Source organism: Bacillus sp. AFS002410 (genome assembly GCF_002556365.1).
GTDB lineage: Bacteria > Bacillota > Bacilli > Bacillales > Bacillaceae_G > Gottfriedia.
The window spans coordinates 1-24846 of record NZ_NUEU01000013.1; the positions used below are offsets into that span (position 1 = coordinate 1).

The window sequence follows — 24846 nt, forward strand, 5'->3', positions numbered from 1 at the left end:
ATAAACTATCTCCTCCTAAAGCTAATAAATATATCGGTTCCCCTAAAACTCCCTTATAGTGTCATAGGTTCGCTTGTTATGCGGGATTCTTGTCCCAACCAGCCCAAAGCATGTTTCTATAAGTAGGGGGTGAACTGTTTAGTTGACGGGGTCTAAGTCCCACGCAAGCTTCGTTCTGCCCCGTCTACTTTAATCATAAGACCCTATAAAAAATAGTCAACCAGAAAATTTAACTGGTTGACCTTATAATACGAACGAATGCGATAGTTGAACAAGGATTAATCCTAACCCAAATAGAATTTCTACTTTATCAATATATTAAGGGGTAAACTTATATAACAATGAAGTTGTTTCATACAAGATAAGTGAAAGAAATGATTTAAAACTTGTAGCTGATACTTTAAAATCAGCCATAAAAAAAAGAGATGTAAAAGGACTCCTACTTCATAGCGATCAAGGATTCCAGTACACCTCAATAAGATATAACCAACTATTATTAAGATTCAATATTAAAGGAAGTATGTCTAGAAAAGGAAATTGTTTAGATAATGCCTGTATAGAGAGTTTTTTTAGCCATTTTAAAACGGAATGTTTTTACCGATATCGATTCAAAACTTCAAAAGAAGTAACAGAAGCAGTTAAAAAATACATGAAATTTTATAGTAATAAACGTTTTCAAAAGAATTTAAGCAACCATAGCCCCACTGAATATAGGGCTATGGCTGCTTAATTAGCGTACCTTTTGTTTATCGTCTACTTGACAGGGATAAGACCAATTGAGATTTCTTTTCTATTGGCAATCATAACCTAGGTTACTATGTATTACTCTTTATCATCATGAGGATAATTGTGTTCACTGTTAATCAGTTTCTTTGTATCGCCACGATAAAAGACATCTTTGAACTCTTGTGGTCGAAACGGAATGATCGGCGCTAAGTACGGAACACCAACCGAGCGTAATAGAGCCATATAAAATATCAACAAGATTAATCCGATTCCCATCGCCGTTAAACCAAAAAAACTACCTATGATTAAAAACAAAATGCGTAATGTTAAAGCGGCACTAGCCATCCCACCTGTGAGAAATAAAAAATTTGTTAGGAACGAAATCCCTACAATAATCATACTAAAAGGATGTACTAGTTTGGCATCAACAAGCGTCGTGCTAATCACCATTGTACCCACCAAAGATGCCAAAACAATCAAATCGGTTTGAATCCGGAAAGATGCTAATCCCAATATATATAAAATTAACAGCAGTAAAAAAACTTCTAAAAATAATGGGAGTAGGGTTTCGGATTCCTTAAAAAATTTTTTAGCATATTTTGCCGGAATCCAATCTTTGTGAAAGTTAGCGAATGCAACGTAAATTCCTGGTATGAAGACAGATATAAAGTAACTAAAGAATAAGATTAATCGATTAGAGAGTTTACCGGTTTTTGAGTAGTATTCAATCGGTTGCGCCATAAACTGGACGAATAAAGCTGGCACGATGGAAGCTTGTGGTGTACCATCAACTAAGATGGCAATTCGTCCTTCATATAAAGCAGCAGCCACAATATCCGGCATCTCCGAATTGAAAATAAGGGGGAAAATGGTTTTCTTCCTTCCTTCCAACGCATCTTCAACAACTCTTGATTCCAAAACATATTCGACATCCAATGTTTCGATTCGCGTTCTTACTTTTTCTAATGCTTGTTTATCCACTTTATGGTTTAAGTAGACAATTGAAAGATCTGTTTTTGCAAATCTTCCTATTTGTTTCATTTCCACAACTAAATCAGGTGACTTAATAAAACTACGAATTAAATTCAAGTTCACTTTTAATTGTTCTGACAGCCCAATCATTGGTCCACCAGGTGACCGTTGTCGACTACTTTGTTCAACCGAACGTTGTTGCCATTGAGTCGTTTCTGCGATGATTCCACCGTCATATCCCTCGACTAAGATCAGGGTTCGACCTCGAACAATTCCGTTCAGTGCATCCTCGAACGATGAAACCATTTCAACGGAAGAAGCTCGAATATGTTCAGAGGCTAAGTGGTCGATAAATGGTCCTGTATCGCTTTTTTTCATTCCCTTAAATAAGAATAATGGAGTAATGATAAAGTCTCGAATCACATCTGCGTTAACGAGTTCATCTAGATAGATGAGTGCTACATTGTATTTGCTTTCACCGATACGAATCGTCCGGACAACTAATTCAGCTGTATGGTGCAATTGCTCTTTAATTGTTTCAATATTTTTATGAAGACTTATTGTAAAATTAGCCGGATCATGATCGTTCATTCTCTTTCACCTCTAGTCACTCAATAAAACTAATTACCAATTATTAGTTTGGCCAAAGGTGAGATTGACATACATATAATGAAAGTGGTTAGAGAATATACTCATGTAGGCGCAGAAAAAGCAAATTATTAATACCTTATTACAATTAACAATTGCGTAGCATCTTTTATGAGCTATTGGAAAATCTTTATGACGAAAAAATATTAGAATTAGGATGTGGTGCTGGTTACGCAATAAAACTTCTGCTTGAATAATCAACAGCAAGACAGGTAGTAGGGTTGGATGTTTCTCCAACCGTTGTTCGATCAGCAACAATACGAAATAGAAAAGCAATCAATACTGGTAGAGCAAGGATAGTACAAGAAAATGTGAAAAATTTGCCCTTTCAAGATGAAGAATTTAATAAAGTATTTTGCATTCATTCAATATGTTTTTGGACTACTTACCTGAAACAATCTAGATATATAGGATTTTAAAACCTAATGGGAATTTAATTATTACTCTGTGCGATGGCAAAGATGAGACATAGAGCGATGTGAAAAGTATGGTGGAACAACAGCTATATCCGATTATGGAGAAAGAAGATTTATTAATGAAATACATTGAATGGACCTATCTCTAGACAATTGCATACATCCGCAGTTATAGGTTATAAATAGCAATTTTTGTCTCGGAAGTTTTTCTTATTCAACTAAACCAGCTAATAGAATGTCAATATTTTATTTTACTATTAACAACTCAATAAGCACATGAACCAATACACAAAAAATTTCCCTAAATGAAGACTTCAGGAGGATATTGATAGGGCAGGTGTTTTGTTTTGTTAGTTTTAGTAGAACTTAATATTATTCTTTTAAAAGTAGATTACTAGAAATAATTTATTAAATTTTTTATATATTACAAATTTCCCCAAATTTTTTGAGCAATTTTTTTTAGTTTAAGTGTTTCGGACATAAAATAATACATTTTTCGAGTGTAAGCACTAAAAAATCTGTATATTTTTTAAAATTCAAATAAATATTCGACAGGATTAGATAAAATAGAGTCGAAATTTGTTAGGTAAATACTTCCTTATTACCCCAATACACAACAAAGTTCTTTAGCTGTAAAATGTGAAATAGAAATATTTTTCTGACTATTCTAAATAAATAACCGTTAATCTCTCAAACACGATTACTAGATTGATAGTAGAAAATAAAAACTTAGGGGTTTAATGCTCGAAAGTTTTATTTAATAAAAAAATAGAAAAAGGGGCTATCTTAATGAAGAAAAGTAAAATTAATCCTTTTAAGGTAATGAGCACTGCAGCTTTAACCTCATTATTATTTACATCTCTTACAGTTTTCGCTGAAAGTATTGACAATCCAAGTGAACCAACAGATCAAGCTGCACCAGTATTAGTTCAGCATAATGTCGCAACAGAGCAAGTAAAACCAATTTATAAAGATGTTAAAAAAGATAATCAAATAAAAAGCTTTAAACCAGATGACCTTGTTCATTTAATTGTAGAGGTTGATCAACCGGCAAAAAATGTACAAACAACACCTGAAAGTAAAATAGCTTCATTTAAACAAAAGCAGGACAACGTAATCGAACAGATCTCAAAAGAAAAAAAATCTAAATCCAATGATTCTGTCAAATTAAAGCATCGCTATTATCAAGGGTTTAACGGATTCAGTGTTGAAACTCAATATAAAAATATGAAAGACATCGAATCTATTCCTGGGGTGAAACATGTTCATATTGCTAGAACATACACGGAATCGATGGCAGCAAGTAAGGAATTAGTACAAGCTCAAAAGGTATGGGAACAATACGGTTATAAAGGCGAAGGATTACTTGTAGGGGTTGTTGATTCAGGGATTGATTATACGCATAAAGATTTGACATTATCTGATGAAGCCAAAGCAAAAGAAAAGTGGAATCAAAATAATATTCAGCAAAAATTTGCAGAGACAAGCGTAAATGAAAAATGGTATTCTGATAAAGTTCCAACAGGGTACGACTGGGCAGACAATGACACAGATGTTATTCCAGGTGCAACTGGTAGTCCACATGGTACACACGTTTCTGGAATAGTTGGAGCAAATGGTGACGAAACGAAGGGTGGAGTTGCCGGTATTGCACCAGGTGTTCAACTTTTAGCTGAAAAGGTATTTTCAGATAAAGGCGGCGGCGCTATGGAAGATGATATTATCGCAGGTATGGAGCATGCTGTCACAATGGGTGCAGATGTTATTAACATGAGTTTAGGTACCGATGCAGGTAATGTAGACGAAGATTATGATCCGATTCAAAAAGAGATTCGATTGGCGACAGAACGGGGGACACTTGTTGTTGTAGCAGCTGGAAATGCAGGATACAGTACAATGAATAATCTCTCTAAATCTTCTTTAAAACCATATGCAGAAGATCCTGATATTGGAACAGTTGGTTCTCCAGGAGTAAGTCCTTTTGCTGTATCAGTTGCTTCCTATGAAAATACTAAAATTCATATGAATGCAATATCAGATGGAAATGGTCTATCGATACCATTCAAAGACCAAGATCAATTTGCACCATCTTATAATTTTAAAGTTTCTAAGAATCTATTACCTGATACAAACTATGATCTCGTTTACGTAGGCGAAGGTGTGAAGGCTACGGATTATCCTAAAGGCAAAACTGGCTACATTGCCGTTGTTAAATTACTAAATTGGTATAGTACTGTTTCAAGCATTCAATTTACGGCAAAGAGTGCAGGGGCTAAGGCTATTATTATGATACCACCTACAGGATCTATAAATTATGATTATGCTCCTCTTCCTGCAACGCCAGTTGCAACACCAACGGCTTCAACAAGTAAAGCTATTGGTGAAACATTATTAAACAAAATGAATAGTATGCCAAGCGGACAATACTTAAGTATGAAAAATGTAGGTGATTATTGGGTAGATAATCCAGATAAAGACACGATGTCCTATTTTTCATCAATGGGTACTACGCCTACATTAGATTTTAAACCGGAAATTTCAGCTCCTGGAGGAAATATTTATTCTACTATACCAGGAAATGATTATGAAGTGATGAGCGGTACATCCATGGCAACTCCACATGTTGCAGGCGGTTCAGCATTGTTATTGCAGTCACTTTATCAAAAAGGTTTAACACATTCAGAAGATACAGTTTTAAAAGCAAAGATTGCGTTAATGAATACAGCTAAAGTAGTAATGGATCCTAAAACTAACAATGCGATTCCATATTCTCCTCGTATACAGGGATCCGGTTTAATGCAAATTCAAAATGCAATTAAAACACCTGTTATTGTGACAAGAAAAAATACACCTCTTGAGCAAGCGGGAGCAGTTGCATTAAAAGAAATTAAAAACGACAGAGCGATTTTTAATTTAAATGTAGAATCACTTGAAACAAATAAAACGAAAAAAGAATACGAGTACACAGTTAATGTAGATTTATTAACGGATGGGATTGAAACGAAACAATTTGACTTTGATAACGATGGAGCTTTAGATACAAAAGATTACTTATCTTTAAAAAGTAAACGTATTGAAGGTGCCTCCATCTATGTGAATGGAGAAAAATTAACTGATGTGGATGGCGCAACATTAAAAATTAAAACAGGCCAAAAGAAAAACCTGAATGTAGAAATTCGCCTGCCAAGAACATTAAAGAAAAATGAGTTTGTTGAAGGTTTTGTACGCCTTGTACCAACAGGAGAGGATAGTGATTCTGCTGTACCATTATCTATTCCTTATATGGGCTTCTATGGAAAATGGGATGAGCCTCGAAATATCGATGCTCCAGCATGGGATAAAGATGCATTTGTCGGATATACGGCACTTTGGAATGATGATTCAGAAGGATCTCCTTTAGGATTCAATGGAAATGGATTCGACCTTAACCATATTGCTTACTCGCCAAACTATGTAGATGTCGGTATTTATGGTTCAATGCAAGTCTTACGTAATTTAGCAAAAGCTGAAATGTCTATTGAAGATTCATCTGGAAAACAACTTAAATATTTAGGTGACTATAGTGAATATAATGGAAATGGGCAACCATGGAAATTTAGTAAAAACATTATGATGGTCGGTGATTATGGAACAAACTTATATCAATGGGATATGAAAGACCAGTCTGGAAATTATGTTCCTGACGGTTTATACAATTACGTAATCAAAACAACATTGGATTATCCAAACGCTAAACCACAGACTGTTAAAATGCCAATGTTAGTAGATTCTATGGCTCCGAAAGTTTCAGATATTAAAGTTACGCCAAAGGACGGAAAATATGAAGTTTCCTTCAATGCATCAGATAATGCAAGTGACTTTAATTCTGCAGTTGTTTATGTTAATGGAAAATCTTACGTATTAGGACTTGAGCAAAAATCTGTACTTGTTCCTACAGAACCGAAAGGTATTGTTATTTTAGCCCTTGATTATGCAGGAAATATATCTTGGACTCCTTGGGGAGATCAAAGCTATAATACTCAAGGTATGGTCATTCAAACAATCGCTCTTTTAAATTCTACAAATATTAACGAAAAAAATCCGGCAAAAATTGTAAGCTTTGCACATAACAGAGTAAACTGGACGATTAATGTTAAAGATGCAAGTGGGAAACTGGTGGATTCGTGGAAAGTGGACAATGAACATACACTCAGAGCAGAATGGTTACCTGAACTTGACCTTCCAAATGGAACGTACTATATCTCAGCTGATATAGTTACAAAAGACGGTTTCAAAATTACAACAACGACTAAAACGGTAACGGTAAAACAATAACTGTAAAACGCCCTTATATAGTTCAATTTGATTAACTAAAAAGCTATCTTTCCTAAAAAATAGGAATTCGATAGCTTTTTTTCTATTTTTCTATGTTTGTTGAACTACCCCTCCTTAACAGCCTTATGGGTTGTTTGAAGAAGGAGATTCCTAAAAACACCAGTGTATCCACCAGTTATTGATTAGGCGATCCCCGCAGTCCCTGCGGTTAGAAGTCTTATAGATGCATTATATATCCAAACATATTGGGGAACAAACAAGCGTGAAGCAGATATTAACTTTGACGGAGTTGTAGACGCAAAAGATATGGCATTTGTTGAAGAAAATTACTTAATGCAAAATCCAACTATTAATTATGCACCTACACCTAAAAAGAAATATAAATCACAATCACTAGAAAGTATTAAGAGTGCATTAGGATTAAACTAATCTTTGCAAAGAGCAACTACAAATATGTAGTTGCTCTTTTTTATTAAAGAATGATTTAGAACTGTATACTTCATAGTAATTAAGCTAATTTCCTCATCTATAGTTTTCTATTATTTAATCTTCATAATTATTAATTGAATTGATTAATACAACACCCTACCACCAAGTACACTATTATTCGCACAAAAATTGCACAGACTTATTAGAAATAATGGATTAAGCAGATTTGGATTGCATAAAAATACTTTTACCGACGATAGGGGTTCAGGACGTGGGACTGCACTTTTTAGATGGGACTAAATAAATTTGATGAAATTTTTCAAAAATAAATTTATATCAAGTTACAATATAATAGAAGTGTTAGCTAACTGGTTAGAAAGAAATTAAAATTATATTGTGATATATTCCTTTCAGAAAAATCATGGAATAAGAAAATAAATAACAGGTGAGAAGAATGAATTTAGCTCTATTTCATAAAATTCAACAAATATGCAAAGAGAAAAACTGGAAAAAAAAAGACTTAGCAAAAAAGTCGGGTATTCATATCAGTGATATAAGCCGTATTTTCAATCACAAGAAATTGCTATCTTAAAACATCTAGATGCCATTACCGAAGCGTTTGGGTTGAAGGGAGGTACGCTATATTTGTATTATGCAGATGAATGTTTTAACGAAAACAAACTGTTGGACAAGCGCAGAAGTATTCTATTCTTATTTAAATGTGTGACTTATGGATACGAGAAACAATGCCAAAGTCTATTAAATCACATGATAGCAGAAAAATCAGACGAGATCCGTACCAATTATTTGACTTATATTTTTTTCGTTGCAGAGAAGTTGTTTAAAGCTGGAAAAGAAGAGAAAGCATTGCACTTGTATGAGTTAATCATTGAAAATGTATCGAATATCTTTTCAGAACAACTGGCAATCAGTTACTTTAGACGATTTTATATTGTAAGAATGTCTGAGAATGGGCAACATGCATTGATATATGTGTTGGAGAATTTGGTGTACATGCCAAGAAAAGTTAGAGTGGAAGCGTATTTATGTATTTTAGAGTTTTACTATAGACGTGAGCAATGGGAAAAAGTTTTATATTACGCTGAGAGATTAGAGTACATGGTCAAGGTAGGCGAGTATTTTGCAAGAGCTCTTATGTATAAAAGCTTTGCACTGGCACACCTGGGCGGTTCACTGGAAAAAATATTATCTCTTACGGATCGATATGCTCAAGTTAACGAATTTTTTGCTGAGATAGCCATTGGAAATCGATTCGCCGTTTTTTTAGTTTTTGGACAACTGGAGTATGCAGATGAGTATCTTGCTTGGTTAAAAGATAGAGAGGATGTATATGTTGGTTTACCAAAGGTACTCGAGGCATATGTCCACTTGAATCGAATAGAGGATGCTAAAAACCTATTGGATTGGTATCAACATACCATTTATGACATGGCTGCAAGTAAAGATTCGTGGCTAAACCAGAAGATGAATTTAGATTTTCGATACGCATATGCTTTGTATCAGTGTAAAAGCAAGCTGTTGCCGGAGGGATTAAATGAACTATTGGATGTGGCGTATATTGCAAATCAAATAGGTAATGTAGAGAGATTTAAAAAATGTCTTCTCGTTTACTGGAAATATAGGCTCTATGCGACTTCTGACCAAAGTAACAAATATATACAATTATTAAGTATATAAAAATACAAGGAGACCTCCTCATACAGTATTGCACAGTAAATTTGCTAATCTATTTTTCTATATATTCCTGTCGATTAAGGATGAAAGATAAAGAGACTTAAAAGCTGTGACTCTTTTGTTTTTTTAAAAATAAAATTCAATAAAATTTTACAAAATTCGAACTTGATGCAATTTTTAAAAAATAAAATTGTGTCAAGTTTCCATATAATGAAATTATCAAGAGAGAGAGGAAGATGGGGAAAGATGAAAAAGATCAAAAAAAATATTACAAATGTGGCACTTACAACAGGTCTTGTAGCTAGCGTATTTAATCCGATGTCGATTACACACAATGTTCATGCACAACCAGTTTCAAGAGTGGAGCAAGTATTATCAGCACTTACACCAGCTCAACGCGAAGCGATTAAACAATTAAAAATAAATGACAAAGAAGGACTTCAAGTATCTCATGATTTAGATCTAACAAGTGATGCTCCAACTTCTATCATTGTTGAATTTAAGGACAAGCCTGCACAAACAGCGGTAATGGTAGCTGAGACAGCAGGAACAACTCTTTCTGCATCAGATGCACAAGCAAAAGTAGAAGCTTCACACGAAACGTTTGATCAAGATCTAAAAACGATTTTCAGTAAAGAATTAAAAGAAAAGAAAAACCTATTTAAAATTAAACGCTCATACAAAAAAGCATTTAATGGGGTTTCGATGACACTTCCTGCTAATAAAGTAAAAGCATTGCTTAAATCTAGTGCCGTTCAAACAGTATGGAGTGATTTGAAAGTTCAGCTAGATGATCCAACTACTAAAGAACTGGCATCCGGGGAACAAGGTTCAAATCATAATATGGTAACATTCCCTGGTATTGAAAAACTTCATCAAGAAGGTTATACAGGTAAGGGCGTAAAAATTGGTATTCTTGATACAGGAATTGATTACAATCACCCAGACTTAAAAGGCGCGTTTAAAGGTGGTTACGACTTCGTTGATAATGATAATGACCCGATGGAAACAACATATGCAGATTGGAAGAAGTCTGGGTTACCTGAAACGGCTAATGGAGAAGCTTTTTATACTGAACATGGAACGCATGTGGCTGGAATTATTGCCGGACAAGGAAAAAACAATGCAGACTATTCGGTAACAGGTGTTGCACCGGATGCTGATATTTATTCTTATCGTGTTCTAGGTCAATATGGATCTGGTTCAACTTCAGCAATATTAGCAGGGATTGATAAAGCAATTTCAGACGGAATGGACATTATTAGCATGTCACTTGGTGCAAACTACAATGATCCACTATATCCTACCGCAATTGCAGTTAATAATGCCGTACTTTCAGGAGTAACAGCAGTAGTGGCAGCAGGAAATTCTGGTAATAAAATGTATACATTAGGTTCTCCAGGAAATGCTCCATTAGCAATCACAGTTGGAGCAAGTGATACTTCTGTTACGATTCCACAATATACAGCAACAGCGCATCTATCAACTGGGGATTCACCAACTGATCTGAAGCTAGCTGCCCAAGGATATTCTGATAATATTGCGGATTTTCAAGGTCAAACATTGAAAGTAGTAAACGTAGGACCTGGTTCAGATACTGCTTATTATAAACGTGACGCGAATGGTGGTTATACTATACCAATAGATGTAAATGGAAAAATTGTTATCGCACAACGTGGTAACCTAGCCATTAATGATATCGTTACTACAGCTAAAAAACACGGAGCAAAGGCTGTATTTTTAACAAATACCCCTGGAGATACATTACAAGATGTATTTTTAGGTAACACGTATGGATATATTCCAACGTTTTTACTAAACAACACTCAAGGTACTGCTATTACAAGTAAACTACTTCTAACAGAAGCTATGAAAGGAAATTCAATCGACTTTACATTCGGTAATATGAGTCAAAATGTAACAACAGGTAATAAACTAGCAGACTTTAGTTCGCGAGGTCCATCACGTGTCCTATATGATATTAAACCAGAAGTAACAGCACCAGGTGTCTCTGTATTCTCAACCGTACCTTCTTATATGCATAAAGATGATAATGGTAATGTTTTAACTGATTATAAAGATGCATATGAGCGCTTATCTGGCACTTCAATGGCTACGCCAAATGTATCTGGAGTAGCAGCATTGTTAAAGCAAGCTCATCCAGACATGACACCAGCAGATATTAAGTCATCTCTTATGAATACAGCTGATCCTTTAAATGATAAATATAGTGTATATGAAGTAGGGGCGGGTCTTGTAAATCCATACAAAGCTGTTCATGCACAAATGGAAATTGAAGTTAAGGACAAGACTAAAACATTTAACGGTAAAGCTAATAACTCAGATAGTACTATTACGCTTGCAAGTAAAGGAATCAAAACAATTAAAAATATTACTGGAGCATTAAGCTTTGGTGAACAAGCTATTGATGGCAAAAATCTTACAGATTCACGTTCAATGACTTTCTTTAATAAAAGTTCAGAAGATAAAACTTTTGATGTAAAAGTTCAATTCCAGACATTGGATGGTCGATTTACAAATGACTCTAGAGCAGACCAAGATGCTGCTGCTAACAGCGTTACATTAGATGTGAAATCGTCTGTAAAAGTGAAACGATACAGCAGTGCGAATATGGATGCTACAATCAACGTTCCTAAAACTGCTAAACTTGGAACATACGAAGGCTATTTAGTATACACGAATCAAAAGAATCCTGATGAAACATATAAAATTCCGTTCGCTATTCATACAGTAAAAGAAGGAATCGACTATGTTAATGGAGCTCCAGCTGCTTTTACCCTACCATATGAAGCAGGAAGTAATGCAACAAGATGGTCGATTGGCGTAAACTTTAAGCTAAACTCTCATATGCGTAACTTTGATTTCTTCCTTGTAGATCCAAAAACAAACGAAGAGATCGGTTACCTTGGTTCATCTGATGGAATGGGTGCCGATGAAAATATTGAATACTATTTCCAAGGTGTATTGAATAATGGTCAGTATTATCCCTTAACTGGAAATCCGGATAACCCAATTGCATTTGATTATAAGGAAGTTGACCCAGGATTATGGAAAATTAGATTAGTAGGTACAAATGATAATGGTGAAACCTTCTCTAGTGATGCACCTGTTTATTATGGTGAGAAAGAGCCAAAGGTTACGATGAACTATGAAGCTGGCCAAATCGTTGAAACAGCAAATGCTACTGACAAAACAGTTTCAGTAACAGGTGCTGCATTTGATAAAGATATCGCTGAAATGCAAGCAGCAGGTATGAGTGCTTCACAAGGCGATAATAAAATGTATTATTATAATCCAAATAATGCGAGTGAAATAAACATTCCAGTAGACGAAAATGGTCATTTCAATTCGACAATCCCATTGGCTACAGCTGGACCAATAACGGCATCAATTTCACAGTATGACTTCTATGATCGAGATAAATCAACTGTAGAAAATTATGGAAGCTTTAGAGACGTATACTTCGTGAAAAAAGGTACTGCTTATTCTACAGCTATTTCAGATAAACAAAGAATCAATATGGGAGATTCAAATACAGTAACGTTCTCAACAAAAAATATAAATACAAAAGTGAAAAAAGCTGAATACTCATTCTTATATCCAGCTAGTTTCCTAGATGTTAAGAGTGTCAAACCACATGGATCATATAATGGGAAACTTGATGTTCAATACACATCTACACCTTATAATGGTTCATTCAATAAAATGACAATCACAGCAACTGCGCTTGATGACCTTGCGACTACGGGCATTACTGGAGACACTTCTTTAGTAGACTTGACATTTAAAGCAAAAGACCAATACTACAAGGGTCCAATTACGTTTGAAGATCCAACAGGTGCATCTAGATTCTTTACTGCTGTTTATACGAATGTGGATAATAGTATAGTAACAACTCAAGGAATTCAACCTTATTTCTATATTGCTCCTACTTATTCTCTAATGAGGGGATCAGTTCAGCCGGAAGGATTAGTTACAGGAATTGGCACTGCAGGAGTAATTGTTGCGAAAAAGATTGACTTTAACAAAGCCGGAACAAAAATTAGTGTAAAAGATTCAAATGGAAAAGAATATGGAGTATCTGATCCTCTTGGATATAGCTCAAGTGCTCCAAATGGCTTTACGACTAGAGTACCGATCACAGATAAGCCATTTACATTATCAATTGACGTTCCAGGACATTTCACATTCAAGAAAGATTTTACAGTTGGCTTAAAAGAAGAAGGTAAGGTAACAGCGGGATCTAAACCAGTTGAGTATGATTATATCCCTGGTGGAGATGTAGATAAAAATAATGTAATCGACGTGAAAGATGCTCTATACATCCAAACGTATTGGGGCACAAATAAGCGTGACGCAGATATCAACTATGATGGTGTAGTTGATGAGCAAGATATGCAGTATGTAATTAATAATTACTTTATGCAAAATCCATGGAATGACAATGCTGGGAAGCCTGTTAAGAAATTTAAAGGTGAAACTTTAGATGATGTTTTAACGGATCTTGGTTTGGAGTAATTGAACAATAGTTGTATATTAAAAATCGGTGACAATCAAATATCGTTACCGATTTTTTTGTGTAAACTCATTATCATGAGCATAGTGTAGGGGAATTCGCTGTTGAACTAGGACTAAGTAAACGGCAACTGGGGCTGTGGTCACTAGAACAGTAGGACAGGGGTATGTTCAAGGATTAGCTCCTGTTACACTATTTAACAGTAAAATTCAATAAGAAAAAGTAATAAAAAAGTCTTTTCATTAATAATCAATTTGGAATATTTGTGACATCTGTAGGTTGCGGGCCAAAAGCCAAATGGTTGAAGGGATTGAGCTTCGAAATGTTATTAAATCGAGAGGGCTGATGCCTTACGCATAGCAGAAAGTAATATTTACCTTTCTTTAAGGAAAGAAGGGTAAAGCCTCTCCGGTGTCAGAGACCTTGGCACGTAACACATTGATAAAATCTTTAATACATATTCCTCAAAAGATTGCTCATTGATTTATGAGTGATCTTTTTTGACATGCTAAGAAAGTTATCAAACGCATTTTGATTGGATTTTACTTTCAAAAGGAATCAGGTATCAGTACAAAGGCACAATTAGGGCAAATCAAGAAGAATTCAATAGCACTTTAAAGGTCGATTTCCATACGGGGGAATCGACTTTTTTGTTCCTTAATAATGAACGGTGTCAAATCTTAGCGTCATATTAACGGAGTAATTTAAGATGAAATATGGTACGCAAGGGTTTCTACGTTGATACAAATAGTGAAATTAAAAGGAGGATAGTGTGATTAGGTTCTTACAAGGGCTGATTTTTGTTTAAAAATAGATTAGTAATGGGAAAGAAGTGGGTGTCCTGCCCACTGATTAGCATTTTTGAGAGTGCCTTGCTACAACAAGTCACCTAGAAAAATTTATTCTATTGATCTATTCATTTTACTTTTTACGCTTTAAATTCGCCCTTAAGGAAAGAGTGGGAACTTAGAGGCTACAAAGGAATCTTTAAATCGTCCAGAGTAAGTAGTAGCTTTCACGGTGTCCTGTGCTTTGAAAAAGTCTCGGAAATACATAGTGAATGATCAGGTAGCATGGTCTATCGTTTCAATGTCACTGAAAATTTGAAGAATGTTTAATTGAACAATTAGGAAAATTTTATACCAAGTTGGCAAGTCCGTTAATCAGAATAATGCATTTTACACAGAAAATTGGCGAAGAAATAAAGGGAAGTGTTTTTTTCTACAACTACTATGGAAGTGCGATATAAACTTCCATAGTAGTTGTGAATCTGAGGGTTCATGGATGGCTAATGCAGGTTAGCTTAAGTATTATTTCATTTAACCATTTAAAATGCACCATTTTAAAGTCTATCAGCGGAACCTGTGTACTAATTTCTGTAGAATAGGTCCATTAGTGGTGCATTATTTAGAGAGTCAGCGGAACCTGTGTACTAATTTCTAATGGATTGCTCCATTTTTGGTGCATTTAAAAAGAAAGTCAGCGGAACCTGTATACCTAGGGAAACATTGGTACATCGACAGTTTTTTACTTTTCATGAGCTAATTTAATAAAATAATACATCGTTCTCTCAGTGATATTGTTGAATAAACAGCGGAACCTGTGTACGAGAAATGCACCACTGACACAGTTGTATCAGCGGAACCTGTTTAGTAATTTTTTAGAGAGAATCCTTGAAACGATTGATAGGAGAGGGTTTCTTCTATTTTGATAAAAATTATCTTTTATCAAAATTGGTTCATTTTCTGCTTTTTTGGTGCAAAATATCAGCGGAACCTGCATAGAAAAAAATTTCCAACATTTTCAAAACCCCTTGGGGCTCTAAGCTTCAAGGGGCTTATTTTTTTGGTGCATTTTGCTTAGAGAGCACCCTTTTTCAAAAATCGATTTCGATATACTTATTTCAACAAATTATTCTAGCATTCTTATATCCATATAAAGGAGGTGTACGAAATGGAAGTACATGAGATAGATCACAAAATAAGCGGTGTCATTTCACCAGTTGAAATCATGCAATTCATGACCCATAACAGCCTGCATTTATATAAGGTAAAAGGATCTCGTGCACCATTTGATAGAGTTGTAGCTTACGAGAAAGTTGAAAAGAATAATCCGTACCGTAAAGGGGCAGTATTCGTGTCGCCTTCTAAAGAAGACCTTATTAATGGTAAAGGCTATGTTGTCACTTCTTATGAAGCGTTGCAGGACCGTTATCAGCAATTGTCACACTGGACACCGAACACCTACCGAGGTGGTTCATATTACGATTTCAAAAATCGAGTGATTAAGGGGCACACACGTGAAAATCTTAAACAGATTAATGTGATTGGGTTTGACATCGACACTAAAAACGTCGATTTGTATGCCCTTTATTTAGGCTGTGAAGAATTAGGACTACCACGCCCAAATCTCTTATTGGAAACTCCAAGGGGATTTCAAGCTTTTTTTGTCCTGGACACACCATTTTATATCCATATAAACAAAGATTACAAGGCAATCCGAATAGCAGAGCGTTTATCAGAAAATATACGGAAAGCATTAAGTAAGTATGTCCCAATTGATACAGCGTGTGTACCGTTTGGTTTTTATCGTATACCAAGAGAGGATAATACACTTGATTTTTACGAAGTACCGACAAGCACGAATCAATTGCTTTCATGGTCAAAAAAGTTTGATGAACAAGAAAATAGGTCCTTCTTGCGTGTTGTTTACAATAAGTATACATCTGCATTCGATCAAACGTCTTCAGACTGGTATCATGCACTTATCCGTGCAACGGATATTGAAAAAGGGCATCATGGAGCCAGCCGTAATAATGCTCTTCTGACGATGGCAATTGCCAATTATGCTAGTGAAAGAGAGTTTGAAGAGGCATATGATGAACTGGACCAATTTAATAGTAATTTAGAGCAACCTTTATCAAAAAGTGAATTTGAGCGTACATTAAAAAGTGCGTATTCTGGGAAGTATAAAGGTGCAAAACGTTCTTATGTTGAGGGGTTACTTGAATTATGGACAGATGGACAAGCTCAATTTTCTGGAAGAGAAGGTTGGTATAAGTTTAAAAAACCCCGCGAGGAGCGAGTACGTTCTCATTATAACGAATGGGAAGAAGATATCGTTGCCTTTTTAGATGCTAGGACAAGCCCCGAAAAGCCATTTTTAGAGGGCTCATTTAAGATGCTTGCTGAAACCTTTGGAATGGCAGTATCATCTCTAAAAGAAGTTCTAAAGCGCGCTAGTAAACTAAAAAAATATACAATTGGTCAAGGGCGTGGAGCGATCACGAAAGTAGCTAGCCGATCTATGCTCTTTAAAAGACTGTTACTACTACGTAAGGAACAAGTTAGAAATGCCCAATTAACATTTGCTGAACTTTTTCCTGAATTAAATCTATTTAAACACCAACTTGTCAGTCCATTTGTGGAAGCTAAGTTACTTTGGGATGAACTAGATCTCATTTATCGCGCTGGTACATCTCCACCTGCGCAAAATACAGGTTAGAATTAATAAGCCAGTCTGCCCTTACATATCTATATTCTCCTTTGGTTGGGTTTTATTGCTTACTTGTTATTTCTTTTGTACAATTCTAGCTGTGGAACTTATGCTTAGTTAGATTGTATTGTGTGATATATACTTGAAGGTAGTGTTAGTGGTTTATTACTTGGTAGATGAAGTTCGGTAAATGAAATTGTATAATTTTATTCATTCTGTTAAATAGTTAGTTTAAATAACAATAATTTAATTGTGAAAAAGTGATTGGTGTTACCAAAATAAAAATAGATAGTGATTGTAGGGGTTTTTCTGCTGAACTTTAGTGGGATTTGCGTAAGGAAGAGGAATTTGAATTTTAAGGTAACTTCAATAGTAAATAGTGGCTTATTTACTAGATTTCATTTAATACACAAAACAAGATTCTTTTACACTAGATGTAGCGCTTTCGTATGAATCTGTGGGCTCAGGAAATATTTAAGAACATACATTTATGAAATATATTTTATTAAGTTTATTTTATATTAGTAGTTTTCAAAAAAATGATTAGTAATTTTTTAAAATAAAGATTATTTTAAAATCTGAAAGCGATATATTATATATATTGAATCTTACTATATGGGAATATAAACGCCAGCTAGGAGGTATGGATTTGTTTTCAAAAATGATTGATCGTTATGCACTACGAAATTTTCATAAAAACATAAGTAACGTTTCACAATATACTCCTTTTCAGGAGCATGTTGAAGAAAGGAATAGAAACGAGTTTTATAATACTTATTCAGTTCCAAATGTAACTTTTACTACACATAAAATCGAGGAAGGGTATAATACGGGATTTTTTGAATTTCAGAGTACTATTCCGGTAGGTGATACCTGTAACGACTTTGTTACTGGGGAATTTGTACAACAGGAGAATAAAGAACAACCAAATGTTATTTTTGTACATGGATGGAGAATGAAATCGAATGATCGTCTAATAAAAATGTTTCAACAACACATGAAGAAACATCAGTGGAATATGTATTATTATACTTTACCTTATCATTTGCAAAGAAAGCCATTTGAGTCATCATTTAGTGGTGAATATATGGTGAGTGCAGATATTGAACGCACATTGCAAGCAGTTAGACAAGCAGTTGTAGATTTAAGGTCTTTTATTCACGCAATCAAGGAAAGACAACAAGGACCAATCTTTGTAGTGGGTCTTAGTCTAGGCGGATTTATTACAAATTTGCTTGTTACTGTTGAAGAGCAGGTAGATGCAATGGTGTCTATATTTTATGTTAACTCTCTTGCACATACGATATGGAATACGGATCCAGGAAAATTTATCAAAAAAGAACTGTTAGAAAATAGAGTTCGATATCAAGAAATAGCTGAACACTTAAAAATTATTGAACCAAGTTTAGTTTCTCCGAAATTAAAGCAGGATCATATTTTATTACTTTCTGCTAAAAACGATCAATATGTAGATATTGAAGATGCAAATGTATTGTGGAATGCTTGGAATAAACCAGCAAGAATTATATACAATTGCGGTCATTCAGGTATTGTTCTTAAGCGAAATAAGATTGCGAAAGATGTTATGGCTTTCTTGCAAAATAGATCAATGAGGTGAGCTAATGTTCATGCTCGTAATTGTACTTGTAATTATGGGAATCACTTTATTTTGGAAGAATTATCAAAATGAAGTGATTCGTTGGGCTAGTTATTTAGCGTTTGTTGGTATGTTTGGTGGAATAGGGGCATTGATGGGCAGAGGGATGAATCGTCCAGAATGGATCAAATATGCAGATGCTTTTTTTACATCTACTTCACATTTTTTGGTTCCGTATACCAGTTTGATATTTGGTTTGCTGTATTCGGGTATCATTAAACAAAAAAAACTAAAAAGAATCTGCAAAATTTTATGCTTTCTTCCAGTAATATATATGTATTTCCACATCGAATACTATCCTGATTTTAAAGTGAATTTTAAAATTATATCGACATGGGCTGTTCCATATATGTTTACATGTATTAGTTTATTGGTCTATACAGTATTGAAAGAAAATAATCCAATACTTAAGCAGAAAAAAATGTTGACTTGTATTTATGTGATACCGATGATTTCCATGTCTATGATTACAAATTTTATTTTGGAGGCATTCGGTATATCAGGAACTTGGGATTTTTTTAATCCTTTAATCATTGGAGTCCAATTTCTATTATTCGTTTATTATGGCATACGCTATGGTATTCTAGGTGTTAAAATTAGAATTGAGAGTGATCGAAGTGAATTAATGGTTAAAAGCGCTGTTTCAGGTACAGCAGTTTTCAATCATACAATTAAAAATGAAATTGCCAAAATTGATTACTTGATCGAACAATTAGAAGGAAAAATAGTAGAGAACGATAAAGAAGCACTTAATAATATGAATTTAACGAAAAAATCAATTAATCATATTATGGATTTATCTACACGAGTTCAATCTCAGTTAGATGTTGTTGATTATAAAATAGATTTCTTCTGGATAAACGATGTTATTGAAGAAAGTATCTTACTCTTAACACCGTTGCTAAAAGAAATAATCATTCATAAAGATTACAAACTGGATTATAAATTGAAAGGTGATTCAGTTCATTTTAGAGAAATGCTGTTAAATATTCTAAAAAATGCAATTGAAGCAATTAAAGAATCTGGAAAAATAACGATTAATGTCTATCGTGATAAAAAATATATATACGTTGATATTATTGACACAGGAACTGGTATTAGCAAAGAAAACATGTCCCTTGTGTTAAATCCATTTTTCTCTACAAAAGGTAAAGTTGATAGTTATGGGCTAGGATTAACGTATTGTTTTAATGTAATGCAGCGCCTTAATGGAAAGCTACTGATTAGAAGTAATCTACACAATGGAACTGCTGTAATGCTTAAATTTCCGATTAAAAGAAAAATTGAATTTCGGAGTATAGCATAGGCTAGGGGTGTTAGTAATGAATAAAATTGGATTGTTAATTGTAGAAGATGATCCTGTTTGGATGGATTGTTTATGCAAATTAGTAGAAAGAGAAAATGATATAGTTGTTGTTGAGAAAGTAACAACTAAAGAAGCTGCCTTAAATGTTGATTGTACGAAATTTGATGTTGCATTATTAGATCTTTCGTTGACAGATAATGTTAAGAAATTCGAAGGAATTGAAATTGCTGATTATTTAAGAAGCAAGAATTTTTGTAAAATCATTATGTTAACTTCGTGGGAAGATAAAGATACCATCCTCAATGCATTTGATAAAGGTATAATGAACTATGTTGCAAAAAAGTCTTTTCGAGATATACCAAACGCAATAAAAGAAGCTTATCAAAATAATCTTAGTCTTCATTCTGACGCTACAAACATTGTTTTATCTGAATTATTGAAAGAAAGAAGAATTAAGAAATTAACTAAAAGTGAACGAGAAGTGTACGAATTGCAAGAAAAAGGTTTAAAGAAAAATGAGATTGCTTCGATTTTATATAAATCAGTGGAGACGATAAAACTTCAAATTAAGAATATTAGAAAAAAAATAGAAAAATAAGCATTTTATTATACAATATTTGTAGCTGATTGGGGAGGGTTAATTTTTTAACCCTCCCCAAATTATTTTCTACATGCTAACCTTATTTATAGAAATGAGGTGAAGTATAAGATTAGGTATATGTAGTTCTAAAAAAATTATAATATGTTCACTTTCGCATGGAAATTAAGATTTTTCATGGGAAAAAATGGGTTTATAAATAAATTTCAAATTTAAATTCCGGAATTATCTGAATTATAAACGGTTGTATAATAATTCTAGAACTAACATTCTATATACATAGTTTAAAATAGGTAGTATAAGTTGCAAACTTTATTGAAAAATAAAGACTTGGATACTTTTACCTAATGAAAAGAAATATACAAATAAGAATGTTTGTTCGATTATTTTAGAAAATATAGTTGTGCAGATTTCTCGTTTTTAGAACTTACAATATTGGAAAATATATGTAGTGATTTCCATAAAGATGTGAAACAAACAGTGAACCTGTGAAATATAAAAAATGAGACAGTAAGAATAAGTGTTGGAAGCACTCAATCTTATAGTTTCCATAGCAAATAAGAGTTGCTAGGTAACTTTGTCTCATTCCAAAATTGTACATGATAACCCTAGATTATCATAGTCTATTTAGTTAGATTATGGGGGAAAGTAGTATATTTTTTCATAAAAGTGATTAATCTTTTTATGGTGAAATATATACATTTTGTGTACTCAGTAGGAATGAAGATAGCGCTTTTTCCTAGAAATAGGAAAATGCGCTATCTTTTTTTTCATATCAGTTCATTCATAAAAGAATAAGAAGAGCTAAAGGTAATGTCTTCTCACCTTTATCAATGAAGGCACTCGGTTACGCTGTGGGTTGTTTTGAGTTGTTGGTCCCTGAAAACCAACAACTAAAAATTAACCTTAGACGCAAGTCGTCAAGGGCATGATGTGAGGTTGGGTTAGATGCCCGCACAATTAACCAGTATTCTATAACGAATGGTTATGTTACGTGATTAATTGATTAAACAAAAAACTCTATAAAATTAAACTTAGGAAACTTAATTCTATAGGTTTTTTCATTTAATTTCAATAATTTGAACGTGATTTTGTTTGATAATGATTGGTTAGAAACGCGATGACAATGCCTGTTTGCACATTCGATCGATTAAAAGACAACCATTTATTAGATTTTTGTATAAGTTTCCCATACTTTTAGAGGGATTAATACAAGGATCTCATTCATCAAGAAAAACTTCAAAACTGGAAAGGCGTTATGAAGATGAGTATGAAACTCAGTCCACTGAAAAAGCAGGGCTATTATTTTTGTCTAAAAGAGGGTGAGGTATTGATCCTGGGCCAATGGGAAGTTATACAAAGTATGCATTTGTTGAAATTGAAAGTCAGTTTCACGCAAATACAAAATAAATGAAAGGAGAAATAATAAAATGGCAATACCAAAAGAAGTAACAAATAAAAAATATCGATTACGTTTTATTCGAAAAGCGACATCTGCGAAAGGAATGATAAAACCACTTAATGTCGTCCTCGAACTGAATGGTCAATTTACAGCAACACAGTTATTAATAGGGTTTTCTGAGTGGATGAAAAGAGAACCGAATAAGACTTTCATTGTAACAAATGCTAGTGATGATAACGCTACAGCCTTTACTGCGGATCAAGTTCAATACCTTGATGTAAAACCATATAGTACACAAGGTATTAATGATCGAATCTTGTTATTATCGAAACAAGAAACAAGTCGCTTAATACAATTCATGACCTCATAAATTGAATACTTGTAATTATAGCAGCGTTTCATCGGTGCTTATTTATTTTGCTATTTAAGTTAGAAAGGAGAATTTTGATGTCGGAAACAATTAATTTGAAAGAACTAAAGAAACAAAAAGAAAAAATGGAAAAGTTGATGTCAGTATTAGGGGAAGAATATAACGAATGGTTATACCAGCAACATCAAAACTATATTGTGGAAAATAGTGAAAAAGCATTTGAACAATTATTGGTGTTAAAAGAAAAATTTTCTTCAACTAAACAAGAAGTGGATGTATTAGAAAATAAACAGTATGAAGTAAGAGAAAATGGATAAAAAGTAAATTAGGTTTGGTTCCTATTTAATTATTATAGGAATCTTATATTCATTCAGACTAAAGTAAAAGCCAAAAATGATCAGGCTAAGGTAACCTATAATTTTGATGAAATTAAAAATATTACAACAAAAGATGTTATAACTGCCTCAAGAAAGACTTTACCCGTTATTGGGCAGTTGACATACAGAGAGTGAAGTTGAGACTGCCAGTTATTAAAGGTGTTTTGGCAGGAGCTGGTACCCTAAAACCGAATTAAACAAAGGGAAAAGGAAACTATACTTTAGCTTTACATCATATGAAATATCCAGATCTCTTATTTAGCCCACTTGATCGGGTAAAATAGGGGATTTTGTTTATCTCTCAAATGAAGAAAAGACTTTCATCTATCAAGTAATTGAAAGACCTGTTATTTCGTCAGATTATATTGAGGCTAAGAAGATAAGAAGGATGACCCGATTATTCCATTAACCACTTGTCATTCAAATGGGACAAAAAGATTATTTGTAGGAGGGAATTTGTATGGATTTATTAAATACAACTGGTTTAGCAATTTTAAAATGGTTACAAGGTGGTGGAATCATAGGTGCTGCGATTGCACTATGTGTCGGGGGGTATTACCTTATGTTAGGTGGAGATAGTGGACGACCGAAGGCCAAGGGTTGGTTTATTGGTGCTACGGTTGGTTTGATTGTTGTTATGGGTGCTTATGCACTAGCGCAAGGTATCAACAGCAACATTCGATTCTAAGATCAATAGTAAAAATCAAATCTGATAGATACACAAAATTTTGTGTATCTATTCTTTTTAATGAAAAGGATGTGAACTAAATGCTACAAGTAGTATTTACCCAATTGAATCATAAGATGTTTCAAAAATCTGAGAAAATCGATTTTATTGAAGCCGTACAGAAATCTGCAGAACTCGAAAAAGTCTGTCGAGAAGAAAAAAAGGAATTAGCCGGCCATTTCTATTTAATTGAAAAAGATAGTGATGGTTCGCCAATCTACACAGGAACGTTTCAGTTTGGATCCTATAAAGCCCCAAATCTTTACCAACATATTAAACAAAATCTTGAACAAATGAAAATCAATAAACAGCACGAACAAGATAAGTTAATCCTTTTGTCTAAAATGGAAGATTGTCTTCCAGATATCTTTAAATTAGCAGAAAAAAATGAGCATGTTCATTTAATTGGTCTGGATCAAAGTAGAATATCAAAACTAAAAAAGTGGCAAAGACGTACAATCTATTCAATTGCAGGGATTGTATCACTAACTTTAGTTGGAACAGCTACGTTTATGAGTTTAGTAATTAGCAATGGTAAACATGATGTACAGAAACAAACCAATCTAGTAAAAGAACAAACGAAAATAATAAATCAGTATGAACATGCGCTACTCGGTGATAATGCGAGTATACTAAATTATTTTGATAAACTTAAAAAAGATTTAACAAAAGAGCAAACTCAGTTGTATGCCAAATTACTGTTAGATCAAAAAAAATACAAAGATGTAGTAGATCTCTATAAAAATGATTTTGGTTTCGTAGAAACATTGATCTCAACCAAATGCAGTATCAATCAACTGAGAGAATATAATGCTAGTTTTCCTACAGATGAAGGGAAATTCGATTTATTGTTTGCAGATAAGAAATATACGGATTTACTTAAGCTAACAAAGGTTGAAATGACTGTAAAAAGAAGTGAGATGAAAACACATGCTTATCTCAAAACCAGTAACATTCAAGGAGCAAAAACCGAGTTATCGAACAATAATAATGAAGAATTAAAACAAAAAATTACCAAATATGAAGACTTAACAAAGCAATTAAAAGATATAGATAAGGCAATTTCCATATCAAAGGAAAGTAAAAAGAATGATGACGTCAAGAAACTAACAGATAGGAAAAATGGATTGCAAAAACAATTAGTGTCAATTTAAGTAATAAAGATTGTGACTGTTAT

General features: G+C 33.8%; 14 protein-coding genes and 2 pseudogenes. 15 read left to right on the forward strand and 1 reads right to left on the reverse strand.

Going from position 1 to position 24846, the window contains the following annotated elements; translation table 11 throughout:
* Positions 1–340 precede the first annotated feature (340 nt).
* A pseudogene (locus tag CN692_RS27150) lies at positions 341–730 on the forward strand (transposase); the annotation flags it as partial.
* Between the two features lie 92 nt (positions 731–822).
* Here CN692_RS27150 and CN692_RS10620 read toward each other — a convergent pair.
* Positions 823–2289, reverse strand: coding sequence for a spore germination protein (locus CN692_RS10620; RefSeq protein ID WP_098119137.1), 1467 nt, complete (start codon positions 2287–2289; stop codon positions 823–825).
* Between the two features lie 275 nt (positions 2290–2564).
* On the opposite strand from CN692_RS10620, the pseudogene CN692_RS27155 reads away from it, so the two are divergent.
* The 14 genes and pseudogenes from CN692_RS27155 to CN692_RS10680 form a co-directional block, all read left to right on the forward strand.
* Positions 2565–2765 (forward strand): annotated as a pseudogene (locus CN692_RS27155) (class I SAM-dependent methyltransferase); the annotation flags it as partial.
* A 786-nt stretch (positions 2766–3551) separates the two neighbouring features.
* Positions 3552–7076: a S8 family serine peptidase gene (locus tag CN692_RS27015; protein WP_098119139.1), complete on the forward strand. Its 3525-nt coding sequence runs from the start codon at positions 3552–3554 to the stop codon at positions 7074–7076.
* A 219-nt stretch (positions 7077–7295) separates the two neighbouring features.
* Positions 7296–7505 (forward strand): dockerin type I domain-containing protein, encoded by a 210-nt coding sequence (locus tag CN692_RS26125; protein ID WP_257144013.1) that lies wholly within the window; start codon positions 7296–7298, stop codon positions 7503–7505.
* Positions 7506–7959: 454 nt separating this feature from the next.
* Positions 7960–8097: a helix-turn-helix domain-containing protein gene (locus tag CN692_RS27160; RefSeq protein ID WP_142317518.1), complete on the forward strand. Its 138-nt coding sequence runs from the start codon at positions 7960–7962 to the stop codon at positions 8095–8097.
* Positions 8098–8150: 53 nt separating this feature from the next.
* Positions 8151–9203 carry a hypothetical protein gene (locus CN692_RS10635; RefSeq protein ID WP_098119140.1) on the forward strand — a complete coding sequence of 351 codons (1053 nt, stop codon included), beginning with the start codon at positions 8151–8153 and terminating at the stop codon, positions 9201–9203.
* A gap of 243 nt (positions 9204–9446) precedes the next feature.
* On the forward strand, positions 9447–13739 hold the full coding sequence (locus CN692_RS10640; protein WP_179874413.1) for a S8 family serine peptidase: 4293 nt from the start codon (positions 9447–9449) through the stop codon (positions 13737–13739).
* A 1951-nt stretch (positions 13740–15690) separates the two neighbouring features.
* Positions 15691–17241, forward strand: coding sequence for a primase C-terminal domain-containing protein (locus tag CN692_RS10645; protein WP_098119142.1), 1551 nt, complete (start codon positions 15691–15693; stop codon positions 17239–17241).
* Positions 17242–17875: 634 nt separating this feature from the next.
* On the forward strand, positions 17876–18850 hold the full coding sequence (locus tag CN692_RS10650; protein ID WP_098119143.1) for an alpha/beta hydrolase: 975 nt from the start codon (positions 17876–17878) through the stop codon (positions 18848–18850).
* Between the two features lie 4 nt (positions 18851–18854).
* The gene (locus tag CN692_RS10655) at positions 18855–20195 is read left to right on the forward strand and encodes a sensor histidine kinase (protein WP_098119144.1); all 1341 of its coding nucleotides are present in this window, start codon (positions 18855–18857) and stop codon (positions 20193–20195) included.
* 16 nt (positions 20196–20211) lie between these two features.
* Positions 20212–20793 (forward strand): response regulator transcription factor, encoded by a 582-nt coding sequence (locus CN692_RS10660; RefSeq protein ID WP_098119145.1) that lies wholly within the window; start codon positions 20212–20214, stop codon positions 20791–20793.
* A gap of 1430 nt (positions 20794–22223) precedes the next feature.
* Positions 22224–22565, forward strand: a complete 342-nt coding sequence (locus CN692_RS10665; protein ID WP_098119146.1) for a hypothetical protein — start codon at positions 22224–22226, stop codon at positions 22563–22565.
* A 77-nt stretch (positions 22566–22642) separates the two neighbouring features.
* Positions 22643–22882 (forward strand): hypothetical protein, encoded by a 240-nt coding sequence (locus CN692_RS10670; RefSeq protein WP_098119147.1) that lies wholly within the window; start codon positions 22643–22645, stop codon positions 22880–22882.
* A 520-nt stretch (positions 22883–23402) separates the two neighbouring features.
* Complete coding sequence (locus CN692_RS10675; protein WP_098119148.1) at positions 23403–23630, forward strand: hypothetical protein; 228 nt, start codon at positions 23403–23405, stop codon at positions 23628–23630.
* A gap of 80 nt (positions 23631–23710) precedes the next feature.
* The gene (locus CN692_RS10680) at positions 23711–24823 is read left to right on the forward strand and encodes a hypothetical protein (RefSeq protein ID WP_098119149.1); all 1113 of its coding nucleotides are present in this window, start codon (positions 23711–23713) and stop codon (positions 24821–24823) included.
* Positions 24824–24846 lie beyond the last annotated feature (23 nt).